At 64.8% G+C, this 13,753-nt stretch carries 11 protein-coding genes and 1 pseudogene; 3 read left to right on the top strand and 9 right to left on the bottom strand.

The window, feature by feature from the left end; genetic code table 11:
- Positions 1-204: 204 nt before the first annotated feature.
- Positions 205-627 carry a hypothetical protein gene (locus tag NKH16_RS19795; protein WP_352693581.1) on the top strand — a complete coding sequence of 141 codons (423 nt, stop codon included), beginning with the start codon at positions 205-207 and terminating at the stop codon, positions 625-627.
- Positions 624-1,424 (top strand): hypothetical protein, encoded by an 801-nt coding sequence (locus tag NKH16_RS19790; protein ID WP_352901293.1) that lies wholly within the window; start codon positions 624-626, stop codon positions 1,422-1,424. The genes NKH16_RS19795 and NKH16_RS19790 overlap by 4 nt, the downstream gene beginning before the upstream one ends.
- A 732-nt stretch (positions 1,425-2,156) precedes the next feature.
- Here the strand turns inward: NKH16_RS19790 and NKH16_RS19785 are convergent.
- The 9 genes and pseudogenes from NKH16_RS19785 to NKH16_RS19745 all read right to left on the bottom strand — a co-directional run.
- Positions 2,157-2,471, bottom strand: a pseudogene (locus NKH16_RS19785) (DUF736 domain-containing protein); the annotation flags it as partial.
- Positions 2,472-3,187: 716 nt separating this feature from the next.
- The gene (locus tag NKH16_RS19780) at positions 3,188-3,715 is read right to left on the bottom strand and encodes a hypothetical protein (protein WP_352901290.1); all 528 of its coding nucleotides are present in this window, start codon (positions 3,713-3,715) and stop codon (positions 3,188-3,190) included.
- A gap of 200 nt (positions 3,716-3,915) precedes the next feature.
- Positions 3,916-4,425, bottom strand: a complete 510-nt coding sequence (locus NKH16_RS19775) for a GNAT family N-acetyltransferase (protein WP_352901287.1) — start codon at positions 4,423-4,425, stop codon at positions 3,916-3,918.
- The gene (locus tag NKH16_RS19770) at positions 4,425-4,706 is read right to left on the bottom strand and encodes a type II toxin-antitoxin system TacA family antitoxin (RefSeq protein WP_352693593.1); all 282 of its coding nucleotides are present in this window, start codon (positions 4,704-4,706) and stop codon (positions 4,425-4,427) included. The genes NKH16_RS19775 and NKH16_RS19770 overlap by 1 nt, the downstream gene beginning before the upstream one ends.
- 158 nt (positions 4,707-4,864) lie before the next feature.
- Positions 4,865-5,284 (bottom strand): hypothetical protein, encoded by a 420-nt coding sequence (locus tag NKH16_RS19765; protein WP_352518116.1) that lies wholly within the window; start codon positions 5,282-5,284, stop codon positions 4,865-4,867.
- A complete protein-coding gene (locus NKH16_RS19760; protein ID WP_352518109.1) occupies positions 5,274-5,534 on the bottom strand; it encodes a type II toxin-antitoxin system prevent-host-death family antitoxin in 261 nt (86 codons plus the stop codon). Before NKH16_RS19760 ends, NKH16_RS19765 begins: the two co-directional genes overlap by 11 nt.
- A 62-nt stretch (positions 5,535-5,596) precedes the next feature.
- The gene (locus tag NKH16_RS19755) at positions 5,597-6,538 is read right to left on the bottom strand and encodes a DUF2493 domain-containing protein (RefSeq protein ID WP_352814023.1); all 942 of its coding nucleotides are present in this window, start codon (positions 6,536-6,538) and stop codon (positions 5,597-5,599) included.
- A 248-nt stretch (positions 6,539-6,786) separates the two neighbouring features.
- On the bottom strand, positions 6,787-7,842 hold the full coding sequence (locus NKH16_RS19750) for a DUF7146 domain-containing protein (RefSeq protein ID WP_352725379.1): 1,056 nt from the start codon (positions 7,840-7,842) through the stop codon (positions 6,787-6,789).
- A gap of 12 nt (positions 7,843-7,854) precedes the next feature.
- Positions 7,855-12,360: a strawberry notch-like NTP hydrolase domain-containing protein gene (locus tag NKH16_RS19745; RefSeq protein ID WP_352901281.1), complete on the bottom strand. Its 4,506-nt coding sequence runs from the start codon at positions 12,358-12,360 to the stop codon at positions 7,855-7,857.
- Positions 12,361-12,543: 183 nt separating this feature from the next.
- Here NKH16_RS19745 and NKH16_RS19740 point away from each other — a divergent pair, with 183 nt between their 5' ends.
- Positions 12,544-13,737 (top strand): DUF1173 domain-containing protein, encoded by a 1,194-nt coding sequence (locus NKH16_RS19740; protein ID WP_352689067.1) that lies wholly within the window; start codon positions 12,544-12,546, stop codon positions 13,735-13,737.
- Positions 13,738-13,753 lie beyond the last annotated feature (16 nt).

Raw genomic sequence — 13,753 nt, 5'->3', positions numbered from 1 at the left:
CCCCCCCCCCATAAAACCCCCTTAAATGGGGGGCCCCGCGACTTTTTTTAAAACACCACTGTTTGGGACCCCCCGGCGCGGGCCGCCGCCCCGGCCCGGCGCCCGTGAGGGTGTCGGAAATGCCGGTCGCGACGCCATCATGACCATAGGGCCCGAAGACATTGAGACGGCGATGGCGACATACGAGCGGCAGGGGTCAATCACATGACGGCTGAAACGCTCTTCTCATCTGTGCGAGCCACACTTCTACGCTGGCTCAAACTTGTTCCCGCCCTGTTCCGGCGCGATCTGCTGTTCCGCTATGCCACGATCGCCGCTGTCCTGGCTTTGATCTTTCGGGCTGTCAGTATCGGTCAGGATGTCGCCGGCCAGCGCGACGATCGTCCCACAGACGCTGGAAAGAACGCCAGCACCCCGCCGACGGATCAGGATAATTTCGAACAGGGCAATGCGTCTTCGGCCGCGGGGTCGCAGACGACGGAACCGCCCGCACCTGGATCAACCTTGGAGCCGGCGCACGAGAAAACGCCTGCTGTCGCTCCAGGCCGGCCGCTACAAGGGATAGAAGTGGCGCCAGCGCCGCACGACAATTTTGGAACCGTGCCGATGGAAGGATCATCACCATGACGCAAAGAAAAAGTGTGGGCGGGCTGGCGCTCGGGATTGGGATCGCAGCATTGAGTTTCGTTGAGGGCCCCGGCTTCGCACTGGCGCAAGACCGGCAGCCAGAAACCCAGAAGCAGTTGGACCGCATCGAGCAGAAACTCGATTCGCTGATCGAGCATCTCGGCATCACCGGACAGGGCGGTGCGTCGGCAAAGAGCAACGACAGCATGCCCGCCACCGGCAACGATGACGCGAAGAAGCAGGCTTCCTCCGAAGGGGGTGCAAGCCAAGGTTACCAGCGGGGCGCGCTCGCCATCGCCCGCGCCGCGCCGGCCAAAAAAGACAATCTTCCAGATATCCCTGCCGACAGCGTCGGCAGCTTTGTCTATATCGGCGGCGCCATTCCCCTCAGTGAACCGTCGCGCAACGGTGTGCTCTACACCGGCCTCACCTCAGTCGAACTCCAGGGCTGGCTGAAGATTGCAGAGCCCGGCCGCACGCAGCTCGCCGTGGAATACCGCGCCACCACCGGATCCAACGTCTTTGTCAATGCCGGCTGCATTGCCTCGCTCTGGCTTGAAGACCGCTCGATTGGCTCCCAGCACGGCGAAATCCCGATGCCCGCCAGGGAGCAAAAAAGCGTCTCCTTCATCTTTGGCGCCGATCTCCAGCCGGGTCTCTACAAGCTTCGCGCCTGGCTGGCCTGCACCGAGCCGCGCGACCTCCGTGCTCTCAACGCTCAACTGCTCATCAAGACGCCTGGCGATATGAACCTGCGCATGATCGACAGCGGCGAATTGCTGCACCAGGGGTCGTAAAAGGTCATGGCGAGAACCTGCTCAGGTGATCGCCGCCTCCAGGAGTTACCGGAAAACATTTTGGCCTTGCTGTTGCCCCTCCTCGAGGTGCTGCGATTTCGGTCGGTACAATCTACTGCCGCGCCCGTCGTCGCCGTCGACGGGGTGGCGACGATGGGCCGAATGAATCCGTCCATGATCGGCGGCGGCGAGTGCTGCACCTGGGCGCTAATTCAAAGCGTCGTCCACTCTCTCCGTGACGCCCGTCCGTTTCGCTGTCGACCGGCCGCACTGAGGCTGATAGACATTGGTCTCCAGCCACTCTGCATGAGAAAAGCCCGGCGACGGAGCGCTCCGTCGCCGGGCTTTTGGGGCACGTTCGCCCAGTCGGGCTCATTGAGGCGGCGCCCGATCAGCCACAGCCGCCTTGTCTCCGATGAGTTTCGCCGCGAGATCCGCCGGCAGCGGCATGAGATCGTAGCCGTGTAAGATGGTTGCATGGCGAAGATCCTCAAGCGCTTCGAACGCGCGATCGCGGGTGCCAAGCCAAAGACCGGGCTCGTCGGTTTCATCGTGCGGGAACGCGTGCAGGAAGTAGGTCCGAAGCGGTGGGTCGTAGCCGATGACGGCGTCTGGATCCGAGCGGACCTGTCCGGTGACGGTGCCACTGACGGTGATGGTGTAGCGCCTCATTGCAACCTCCTTTTGCCGATGGGGAAGCCGGCCCCTTGCGGAGCCGGCCACCGATGCCCGGTTGTTCCAGAGGATGACCTTCTTGTTCTCCTCGCCGCCCGGGGCGGGTGCGAGGTTGCCGAAGATGACGCCGATCTCAGGGGCTTCCAGCTTGACCGAGAGGTATTCCTCGCCCGAACGCTGGGAGGTGCGGTGCCAGCCGGCTCCGATCTCGAAGCCCGTACGCTTGTTGACGATCCGGTAGTCGGGCGCGTCCTCGCGAGACTTGTTGGTGTTCGGGATCACGGTGATCGGGGCGTTGACCCGGAGCGTGGCAAAGACGCCTTCCATCGAGCCGTCGGACTTTGTGGTGAGGTTTGCGATCGTGGTGGCCATGGTAGTTCTCCTTCGGTTGCATCGGGACCATTCCCGATGGCGCCAAAGGAGAGGGCCGTCCTGCTGCGGTCATCTCGGCGAAAATTCTGGAAAATTCTATTTGCCTAGAAATAACGGGCAGGCCCTTCGCCTGTCCGCAGACAAAAACAGAAATCGAATTTTCCTGAATATTCGCCGAGTGTACCCCCAACGGGGGTTGACCGCACAAAGCAGGCGGTCGTCTACAAAGGCGACATGAAACGGGAATGGCCCCGGATGGGACCGAAGGAAAAGAACTCAGGCCGCCATCACTAGACTAGACCGCCGACGCAACGCTGCCGGATCGCAGGAACATGCTGCAGCCTCTCGGGTCATGTCGTCGGCATCGCCAACACGTCGAACAGCAGCATGGCGCGTGAACCGCCTTGCGCGTTCGGTATGGCGGCACAGCGGTTTCAAGATCGGAGCCGGCTGGCAGCGAACTTCACGCCCCACGGTGGCGGTGCCTAGCAACCAGGTTGGATGACCAAGCAAGCAGGATGTTGTTCGGCACGCTTGCACCTGCTTCAGAGGCGAGAAGCGTCAGGAGGATCATCCTGCACAACGCCGGCTCTGCGCGTGGGCCGGTTTCGAAAGGGCCGGCTCATGCCGTTCATAGAAGTGGAGGTGGCGGCGCGGGGCCGGATCAAGCATATCGGAGGTCGGCCCCCCGGGCTGTCGGCGGAACCGCGCGTACATCATCCCGGCAATGCCAGACGCTCGTCCGGCATCATGCGGGCTTCGGCTTGGCGGCGAATATCCGGACCGGCATGGCGGAGCATGGCGCACCAGTCTTGCACATTGTACGTGGTCGCCATGCTGCCCCTGGCCAGATCGGAAATGACGCACGGCTTGTTCGCGATGGCGAGCCGAAGCACGTTGACGGCCGTGCCGGGTGATGCGCCGTCCCAGACCATCATGCCAAAGTCGGCGCGCCGTGCCATCTCCCGGTCCTTGGCACCGTGGAACCCGTGAGCGCCTTCAAGAGACGGGACATGGTAGGCAGCCCAGTCGCCCAGATTGTTGTGGGGTTCCTTGCCGGCATGGGAGATCCCGACATGCTCGTAGCCGTAGCCAGCGAGCAGGCCCTGCGCCTCGGCATCGGCTCCGGGCGCGTCGCCAATCAGCACGCCGTGCTCGGCAGCAACGATTGCGCCGATGCGAGCAATGGCAGGTTCCGGCAGCTCGAATATCTCGCGTGATCCGCCTATGAATATTATCGACATGGTGACTTTCCCTTCTCTCCAGCGTCCCCCGCCCCGCGCCGGCCGCCCTCTCCCTCTGGCCCTGCGCGAGGGATCGTCGCCCGAAGGCCGAGGCGGCGAAGCCGGCTCGGGGAACGGCGGGACGCCGCGACTGGAGCCCGGCTGGCCGCAGGCCGGCGCGCCCGGACCCTGCCGCTGCCGGAGGCGTTACGCGCGTGGAGCTAGTGACCTTTGTCGGCCAGCCAGAGGCTCACGTCCTGGATCGAGCGCATGAGCACCGACGGATTGTCCCGCGCGGGAATGAAGCCCCAGCTCTGCCAGTTGCGCTCGGCCTCGGCGTCTATCGCCCGCACCACCACCGCGCGGCCGCCGACGATGTCGGCGCTGGCGACACAGCGATGCAGCGCGTCCTTGACCAGGCCGCTGCCGACGCTTTGCCCGGCATGGCGGTGGCTGACGGCGAGTTGTCCGATCAGCAGGCAGGGGATCGGATCGGGCGGGCGTCCGGTGCGGAAAGCGCGCGGTGCGCTGTTTGGCTGGATCACGCCCGGCGCGAGGCCGTAATAGCCGACGACTGTTCCCTCGTGGTGAATGACCAGGACGCGGGTAAACCCGCGGGCCTGGTTCGTTCGCGCGAAGCCGGCCATCCAAGCGTTGAGCGCCGACTTGCCGCAATTGAAGCTGTCGAGGCGGTGCGCGTCATCGAGGAGTTCGATGCCTGAAAGCGCCACTAGCGGTTCCCGAACGGGGGCCGACGCAGCCGCTCGGTCGCCTTCGGCGGGGGCGCAGCGGCCGGGGCTGAGATCGCCTGCATGAAGGCGTCATAGGCTTCCGGGGACACGCGGATGACGGTTTCGTTGAGGATGGCCGCCTGCGCCTCGTGGAGTGCTGCGCGCCGCATGAACTCCGTGCGCGACAGGCCGAGCAGCTGCGCGCCGCGGTCGATGATGGTGAGATCATCGCTGCGAAACCGCATCGAGACGGATATCTTCCTATTTGCGGCGGCAGCCATGGTGCGTTCCTGTGCTGGAATGGGTATACGTCGGTGCAATGGGGCATGACACCGGATTTGCGTAACGAACATTCCTGCTCCTGCGACCGGCGTACAGGCATGCGGAAACGGCGGACTGATCCGATCCGAGGTATGCTCCCTGCCGCGAAAACAGAACGTCAATCCAGACGGCTGACGCGGCGGCCCTCGCTGCGCGCTTCGATAAAGGCGCCTGCGATCTTCATCATGAATGCCTTGCTGAAACGACCGAGGGGCTTACCGTCGGATTCGATGTACCAGGAGCGTTCGGCAATATCGTAGTTGTATTCGTCAACCACGATCCAGCAGCGTTTGAGATCGGTCAGACCGGCGCGGCGGCACTCGATAGCGGAGACTTCCAAACCGACCCGATCGCCGGGCGGTGGCTGGGTGGTTATCGCCAGGAGCGCGAGATGGGTCAGGCCATCTCTTGCGCCGCCGACAGCGATGACCACGCAGGTCGGCCGGCTCTTGCGGCCTTCCGTTTCGCCGCGCTCGTGTTGCCATGCCCAAAGATACGGGTAGGAAATCACCTGACCAGGCAGAAATCTACCGCTCATCATCGTATCCCTCCCCGCGCGCTAGTCGGTCGATCTCGGCGGCGAAGAGTTCCGTGTGTTCCTCCGGCATCTCGGAGACATGGTATGCGCGGCGGGGATCACTGCCGATGCGCATCCGTTCGTAGTGCTCGTAGCTCATCAGCACGAACCGGGGTTTGCGGTGCTTGGTGAGAATAACGGGTTCGCGGCTGGCAACGTCGGTGACGTCGCCAACCTGCTTGTTGAGATCCCCTGTCGTGAACTGACGCATGGCTGTACTCCTTGTCGATCTCCATATTATCCAGATTTTCTTGATTTGCAAGAAAACGGCGCTCACGCGCCTCCCTCCGCGAACCGCCAGACGGGGATGCCGAGCCGACGGGCCTTGTCGGCAAGGTTGTCGGTGATGCCGGAGCCGGGAAAGACGATCAGGCCGTAGGGCACCACGGAGAGAAGCTGGTCGTTGCGGCGGAACGGAGCCGCCTTGGCGTGCCGGTTCCAGTCCGGCTTGAAGGCGATCTGGGTGACCTTGCGGCTCTCGGCCCAGCAGGCGGCGATGCGCTCGGCGCCGCGCGGGCTGCCGCCGTGGAGCAGCACCATGTCGGGATGCTTCTCGCGGGCCTTGTCGAGCGCCTCCCAGATCCGGTCGTGATCGTTGCAGTCGAGGCCGCCGGCGAAGGCGATCTTGGTGCCGGCCGGGACGAGCACCTCGGATTCGGCGTGGCGGCGGGCGGCGAGGAAGTCTCTGGAGTCGATCACCGACGCGGTCATCGCCTGATGAGAGACCTTGGAGCCGGTGCGCGGCCGCCATGCCGATCCGGTTTGTGCTTCGTAGAGGTCGGCGGCCTCATCGCGCATGATTTCGAGCACGTTGCGGCGCTCGATATAGGTGATGCCCTCGGAGGTGAGCCGTTCCAGCTCGACGGACTTCACCTCCGAGCCGTCCTGCTCCTGCTGGCTCGAACGCTGGGCCTCCTCGTTACGATCGAGGCTGCGGGCGACGCGCTCGGCGGCGCGGTGGAAGACGTTTGCGAAGGACCAGAGCAGGTCGTCGAGATCGGGTTCGAGCCTGGTGTCGCCAAGCATGCCGGCGAAGCTCTCGACGATCCCGGCGAGGCCGGCCCGGATCACCTCGTCGTCGGGAAGTGGCCGAGGATCAGGTTCGTCCTGATGCGGGCGATGGCCGTACATCTGCAGTTCGAGGATGACGCGGTCGGTCGGCGAGGAGGCGTGGTAAGGCTCGTAGCCGTCGTCGAAGGGAAGCTCGTAGGTCATGGCGTGTCTCCGTCGGTTGCGGCCGCGCCCATCGCGGCCTGACAGCGCATCCCGGCCGCGCCCCGGGGCGCGGCCGCACCGAAGGCCGAAGCGCGAGCGGAGGACGGCGCAGCCGTTGCGGCCGTGACCCGGGGGTGGCAGGGATCGCCTCTCGGGCAGGCCGCGGGCGCAGCCTCTCCGGCGGACCGCCGCCATGCCTGCAGGCTATCCGGCGACGCCGTGCCGGCCCGCCTGCCAGCCCGACCCGTTCATCCGGGCGACAGGAAGAGACGGGCATCATCCGGGACGAGCTGATCGCTGAGCCATGCCGCGAGATGGGCCGGGCCGGAATGGCGCAGATCGTCGTTGAAATCGCCGAGCTGCGGCCGCAACACCAGGGCGAGGATCCCGGCCTCGCCTGCGCGTTGGCTGAGGCGTTCGATGCCGTGCCGGCCGGCAGCGTCGGCATCGGCTGCGATGTAGAGGCGGCGGCAGCCAAGCGGAAGCCTCAGGCCGGCGAGGTGATTGGCCGAGGTGGCGGCCGCCACAGGCAGCGCCGGTATCACCACCTTAAGCGAAGCCATCGTCTCGAAGCCCTCGCCGGCCGCCATGACCGGGACGGGCATGCCGGGCTCATGGCCTAGCCAGATGCCGTTGCCAAGGAGATCCCCCAGCGAGCGGCGTGGATCCGCGAGTTGCGCCTTGCCGTGACCCGAAGGATCAAGCCAAGTCCGTTGCAGGCCGGTGATACGCCCGTCGAGGTTGGTGACAGCAGCAATCAGCGCAGGCAGGGTCTGCGTCTCGCCCGTTACGAGATTCCTATGGTAGCAGCCGGGATGGAAGCGCAGCGCGCGCTCGTGCGTCGAAAGCAGAATGCCGCGGCCGGCAAGATAGCGTTCGGCCAGCGTGCCGGCGATCGGCTGGGACATGGCGAACAGACGACGCGCAGCCTCAGGGGAGCCGCGTTTCGCGGCTGGCTGGCACTGCGCGCCAAGGGGCTGAGGCTGGGGCTGGGGCGGTGGCAGCGGCATGGAGAGGAAGCGACGTGCTTCATCCGCGATGTCACGGAAGTCGACGAGGCCGCAACTTTCACGGATGACATCGAGCAGATCGCCAAATTCAGACGTCGCCTCGTCGACCCACCTACCCGCCGGGCCCTTGGCGTTTGCCCTCAGCCGCACATGCATGGAACGGCCGCGCGTGTTGTGGACATCGCCGACCATCCAGTAATTGCCGGAGCGATGGCCGTTGGAGAGATATTCCCGGCACACCGCCTCGGCGTGTTCGCCAAGGCGGCGTGCCAGCTCGGAGGCCGAGCCGGTCATGATCGCCTCCCCTCAAGTCGCCGAGGTACGGTCGGTGACACCAACCAGCGTATGGCGGTCGAGGAGCGCGGCGAGGATGGCGGACCCTTGCGCGGTCGTCGGGATGAACAGCCGGAGCTTCCAGGAGATGATCTCGGAGATCAGTCCCAGCGCCTTCAGCCGAGGGACCATCGCGTCGGTGAAGCCGACCAATTCGACACGGTAGTCGTTCATGATCCGACTGCGGCGCAGGATCAGGCCATCGGCGAGTTGCAGTCCAATCCGTCCGTCGGCGAGCCCGGTCCAGGCATCTTCCGGCGCCAGCCTCGGCACATCGTCGAGACCCAGATTGCGGAACATGGTGGCGACCAGCGTCGGCGCGATGTGGCGGCCGATGATGCGCTCCCCGGCATCGGTCTGGATTCGATAGACTCGACAGTCGCCGTCCGGCAGCCGACGCCAGATCGGCAACAGCAGACCCGTCACGATGTGAAAGGTGCTGGTGGTGAACTCCGGGACGGCGGCGACTTCCGAGTCCCACAGCTCGCAGAAGAGTTTTCGGTCGGTCGGCTGCCAATGGGTTTCGGCAAGTGCGTCGAGGCCGAAGCGCAGCTCGTCGGTCGGCCGCAGCAGGCGCGCGCGATGCTCGACGGTTCCGTCGTCGAGCATCAGGCTCGCCGTCGGCAGCCGGATCGCCGCGCGGCTCGACCGTGTGTTCACCAACAGAACCGATTGGGGCTCCGCCCGGACGATGGCCAGCGCGTCGACGAGGCCGAGCGGCCGGATACGGTCCTTGCGCGCGACGGTGAGCACATGTGACTGCGCGCCGGAGACTGGATGGGTATAGACGGTCCTACGATCGGTGACGACGATGCTCTCCGCCGTGATCGTCTCCAGACCCTTGTCATAATTGCCGGCGGCTATGGCGCCTTCTATTCTTCCCGCCATCAACTGCTCGAACACCTCGAACAGCAGGTTCTGGGTCTCGATGCGCAGCGCCAGCAGGCGATTGAGCCAGGTCGTGATCGGCGGCAGCTCGTCGCGCAAACCACCTTCATCCGTCGTCAGCGACAGGCCGGTTACCGTCTCGAAGGTCGTGAGCGAGCAGCCGTCGATCTTGCCCTGGTGCAACAGAAGATAGAACTGGCGAAGGGCCGCACGGGCATAGGGGCTTTCGAGATTGTCCTCGGACCGGAACAGCCCTGCCCCGCCGGTCTGGCGCTGGCCGCGCGTGATCGCGCCAAGCGTGTCGAGCCGTCGCGCGATCGTCGACAGGAATCGCTTGCCAGCCTTCACGTTGGCGGCCATCGGCCGGAACAGCGGCGGTTGCTTCTGATTTGTGCGGTGGGTCCTTCCGAGACCCTGGATGGCGTTGTCGGCGCGCCAGCCGGCCTCGAGCAGATAGTGCTTGCGCAGCCTCTGGTTCCTGGCCCCGAGATCGGCGTGATAGGAGCGGCCTGTACCGCCGGCGTCGGAGAAGATCAGAACGCTCTTGTCGTCATCCATAAAACTCTGGGTCTCGGCCAGATTGGCCGAGCCAGGGCGGTTTTCCACGGCCAGCCGGTCGATGCCGTCGCGGCCGGTCTTCTTGACGATGCGGCGCGAGCGGCCGGTCACCTCGGCGACGGTGTCTGTGCCAAAATGATGGATGATCTGGTCGAGGGCGCTGCCGACCGGCGGCAGCGATGCGAGTTTTTCGATCATCTCGCCGCGCCGGCGAACCGCCTCGCGGCACTGGACCGGGTTGCCATCTTCGTCGTGGACAGGCCGCGAGTAGACGTTGCCCTCCGCGTCGGAATACTCCTCGAACAGTTGGGTCGGGAAGGAATGCATCAAGTACCCCCCGACATACTCGCGCGGCGTGATGTCGACATGCAGGTCCGACCATTCCTCGGTGGGGATCTCGGCAAGCCGTCGTTCCATCAGCGCCTCGCTGGTCGAGACGATCTGCACGACTGCCGCATGCCCGTCGGCGAGGTCCTGCTCGATCGCGCCGATCAGGGTCGGCGTCATCATCGAGGTGATCAAATGCGAGAAAAAGCGTTGCTTGGTACTTTCAAAGGCTGAGCGCGCCGCCGATTTGGCGTTGCGGTTCAGCGTGCCGGACTCACTGGTGATGTTGGTCGCCTCGAGTGCGGCGGTCAGGTTGTTGTGAATGACCTGGAAGGCGTCCGCATAGGCGTTGTAGATGCGGATCTGCTCCTCGGACAGCTCGTGCTCGAGGAGTTCATATTCGACCCCGTCATAAGAAAGCGAACGCGCCGCATAGAGGCCGAGCGACTTGAGATCGCGGGCGAGCACTTCCATCGCCGCGACACCGCCGTCCTCGATCGCGGCGACGAATTCGGCACGGTTGGCGAATGGAAAATCCTCGCTGCCCCAGATGCCGAGACGCTGCGCATAGGCCAGGTTCTCGACGGCGGTCGCACCGGTCGCGGAGACGTAGACAACGCGGGCATCGGGCAGCGCGTGCTGCAGCCGCAGGCCCGCCCTGCCTTGTTGGGAGGGCGCGACGTCGCCACGCTCACTTTTGCCGCCAGCGGCATTGGCCATGGCGTGGGCCTCGTCAAAGACGATGACGCCATCGAAAGATTTTTTCGCCCCCGACGGGTTCTCTCCAGCCCCTTCGGCCCCTCTCGCCTCTTGTCCGACCCAGTCGAGGAGCTGGGCGATCCGGGATTTCTTGCCCTCCCGTTCCTGCGAGCGCAGGGTTGCGTAGGTCGTGAACAGGATGCCTTCGGCAAGGCGGATCGGCGTGCCCTGCCGATAGCGTGAGAGTGGCTGCACGAGGAGTTTTTCCTGGCCAAGTGCTGCCCAGTCTCGCTGAGCGTCTTCCAGCAATTTGTCGGACTTGGAAATCCAGATCGCGCGGCGCCGCCCCTGCAGCCAGTTGTCGAGGATGATGCCGGCGACTTGCCGTCCCTTGCCGCAGCCGGTTCCGTCACCCAAAAACCATCCACGCCGAAACCGGACAGCGTTCGTAGCTCCTTCTGGCGCGGCCGAGACGACATCGCAGGTCTCGTCAACCGTCCAGGCGCCGGTGAGATGACCGCAATGGGCTTCGCCGGCATAGATGACGCTTTCGAGCTGGGCGTCCGACAGCAGGCCCTCGTCGATGATCGCATCAGGAAGAAGCGGCCGATAGGAAGGTTTTGGTGGCGCGACGGCGGCCATTGCGGCCGACTGTACGAGGGGCGTCGGATGCGGTTTGGCGCGGGGAATGTCGATCGACTGGAGCGCGTAGGGTTCGTAGATTGACTCGGTGAGCCGGCCGCCCTCCTCCGGCATCCAGTCGCGCAATTCGTAGGCAAGGGGAACAGCCGGCGTGCTGTTTGCCATGACCTGGCGAGCGGGCTTCGCTCGCGCAATCGGACGGACCGATTGCATTGCCTTTGGAGCAGCCGTTGAGACAGCGAGGGGTGCGGCTCTCCGGGATCGGGCAGCCATCTGCATGGCGGCATTGCGCAGGATGCCGCTGGACAATGCACCGATCGAATCCGGGAATCCACCCAAAGTCCGGGGCGGCAGATCGGAGATCCAGGAGAGCAGCGTTTCGACATCCTTGGCCTTGCCCGGCAAGGCGACGAAACGCGACGGATCGACGGCCGGCACCTTGTCGATGATCGTCAGGCGGGTCTCGGTGGTGGTTCCGTGGCGGGCATAGACGCGGCCGTCGATCGCTGCGGTGAAGATGACCGTGCCCTGCTGCTGCAGGCGTTCGAAGGCGAGCCGCCATTTCGGGTTTTCGGGAGACAGCCCGGCGCCGGCGATGGCGACAAGACGACCGCCCGAACGCAGGCGTGCGAACGCGGAAGAGAGGTGCCGCCATGCCGCATCGGCGACATGGCCGTCGACATAGGCGCCGACGCTGAAGGGCGGATTCATCAAGACGAGGGACGGCTCCATGGCCGCGTCGAGATGGTCGTCGATATGGGCGGCGTCGTGCCGCGAGACGGGGAACTGCGGAAATAGCAGGCCGAGCAGATCGGCCCGCGTTGCGGCAAGCTCGTTAAGCGCGATCGAGGCGCGCGCCATCTCGGCATGGACGGCGAGCAGACCGGTGCCGGCCGACGGTTCGAGAACGAGGTCGCAAGATGCGATCGCCGCGGCGTGCGCCGTTACGAAGGCCAGCGGCAAGGGCGTGGAGAGCTGCTGCATGGCCTGGCTCTCGTCGGAGCGTCGCGTATGGGTTGGAAGAAGGTCGGCGATGCGCTTTATCATCGCTAGCCTTGCCCGCGGCGTGGCGGACCGGGACAGGATCGCGGGGCCGAACCGGCGCAGAAACAGAACCTGGGCGACTTCGAGGGCCTCATAGGCGTCCTTCCAGACCCAGCACCCTTGCGCATCGCTGCCGCCAAAACCTGTTGTCATGGTGGTGCGCAGTTCCGCAGTGGTGACAGACTTGCCCTGCTCGAGGAACGGCAGAAGCCGCATTGCCGCTCGGTAGATCGCCTGGGCGGTGTCGAGGGCGTCTTGTGCCGGCGCGCCGAGGGGAGCGGCCGTCCGGGCAACGGCAGATGTGGTCGAAACAATGTTCATGGAGATGTCCTTTGCGAGAGGGAGTGGCGCCCGCGCCGGCACTCTCTCCGCGCCAGCCGGGCCGCACTCCTTCCGGCTCCCCTTTGCCTCTGCCGCGATGCACCAAACGGGTTGCGCTCTGCGCAAAGCCATGACTTGAATGCGCGGACAGGGATGCGGCGGCGACCTGGAGCTGCGGAGGTGATGCGACGGTTCAGAATTGGCAGTGAGGTCTACGAGGAGGGAGCGCCTGACCTGCAGGCGGCGCTGGCGAACGCCTATGGCCGCACCGAGCGTCCGCTATGCCTGTGCCGCGAGCCGGGCTGCCCGATGTACATCGCCCGCATCGGCGACCTTCACCTGATCAAGCGCATGCCGCTGAGCGGCAGCGGGCATGATCCATCCTGTGATTCATATGAATCGCCTTACGAGCTGTCCGGCCTGGGCGCCTTGATGGGCAGCGCGATACAGCTCGATCCGCAAAGCGGCTTGGCGGCTTTGAAACTCGATTTCAGCCTGTCGAAGACGGGGAGCCGGGCAGCATCCGCGCCTGCTGGCGAGAGCTCCGCCAGCGTAACTGGAGACCCCAGGAGGATGTCGCTGCGTGGCCTGCTCCATTATCTATGGCAGGAGGCCGAATTGACGGTCTGGACATCCCGATGGGCTGGCAAGCGACATTGGTGGAATGTCCGCTGGCATCTGCTTGAGGCTGCCGGGCAAATGACGGTGAGGGGCGGACCGCTCGCGGATATCCTGTTTGTGCCCGAGCCGTTTCGCGCCGAGAACAAGGAAGCGATCGAACAACGTCGCAACGCGGTTTTCGGCACGGCGCTCCCGCCAAAATCCGGCCCACGAAAGCTACTGGTTCTGGTCGGCGAAGTGAAGGAAATCATGCCCGCCCGATCCGGTCGGAAACTTGTCGTCAGACATTTGCCCGGCTTTTCCTTTGTCATCGACGATGCATTGCATCGGCGTTTGCAGGCACGTTTCGAGAGAGAATTGTCGCTGTGGGGAGCGGATTCCAGCTCACATCTGATAGTGATCGCGACCTTCGGACTGAACCCGGCCGGCCTCGCCGTTGTTGAGGAGGTCGCATTAATGGTGGTATCCGAGAACTGGATCCCTTTCGAGACGGTCTCGGAAAAGCGGCTCGTTGACGCGCTCGCCCGCCTTCGCGAGAAGAGCGTGAAGGGATTGCGCTACGACCTGCAAACCGACCACCCGATCGCCAACGCTTTGCTCCAGGACAGGCAGCAGCCGACCGCACTCTTTGTCGTCCCGGCCGGCGCGGACGAAGCGTTCGAGGCTTCGCTCGACGAAATGATCGCCGCGCGTCCGGAGATCGGCTTCTGGGTGTGGCGGGTCGGCGAAGGCGATATGCCGCCGTTGCCGCTCTGAGCGTCGGCGGAATTTC

The sequence above is a fragment of the Mesorhizobium sp. M1307 genome (assembly GCF_040318155.1).
Lineage (GTDB): Bacteria > Pseudomonadota > Alphaproteobacteria > Rhizobiales > Rhizobiaceae > Mesorhizobium.
Note: the sequence above shows the minus strand (reverse complement) of the source record. Positions and strands in the feature narration are given on the sequence as shown.

Bases quoted from the DNA above. Each gene is read 5' to 3' on its own strand.
- NKH16_RS19795 (WP_352693581.1), top strand. From the start codon at position 205: ATGACGGCTGAAACGCTCTTCTCATCTGTGCGAGCCACACTTCTACGC.
- NKH16_RS19790 (WP_352901293.1), top strand. From the start codon at position 624: ATGACGCAAAGAAAAAGTGTGGGCGGGCTGGCGCTCGGGATTGGGATC.
- NKH16_RS19780 (WP_352901290.1), bottom strand. From the start codon at position 3,715: ATGTCGATAATATTCATAGGCGGATCACGCGAGATATTCGAGCTGCCG.
- NKH16_RS19770 (WP_352693593.1), bottom strand. From the start codon at position 4,706: ATGGCTGCCGCCGCAAATAGGAAGATATCCGTCTCGATGCGGTTTCGC.
- NKH16_RS19765 (WP_352518116.1), bottom strand. From the start codon at position 5,284: ATGAGCGGTAGATTTCTGCCTGGTCAGGTGATTTCCTACCCGTATCTT.
- NKH16_RS19760 (WP_352518109.1), bottom strand. From the start codon at position 5,534: ATGCGTCAGTTCACGACAGGGGATCTCAACAAGCAGGTTGGCGACGTC.
- NKH16_RS19755 (WP_352814023.1), bottom strand. From the start codon at position 6,538: ATGACCTACGAGCTTCCCTTCGACGACGGCTACGAGCCTTACCACGCC.
- NKH16_RS19750 (WP_352725379.1), bottom strand. From the start codon at position 7,842: ATGACCGGCTCGGCCTCCGAGCTGGCACGCCGCCTTGGCGAACACGCC.
- NKH16_RS19745 (WP_352901281.1), bottom strand. From the start codon at position 12,360: ATGAACATTGTTTCGACCACATCTGCCGTTGCCCGGACGGCCGCTCCC.
- NKH16_RS19740 (WP_352689067.1), top strand. From the start codon at position 12,544: ATGCGACGGTTCAGAATTGGCAGTGAGGTCTACGAGGAGGGAGCGCCT.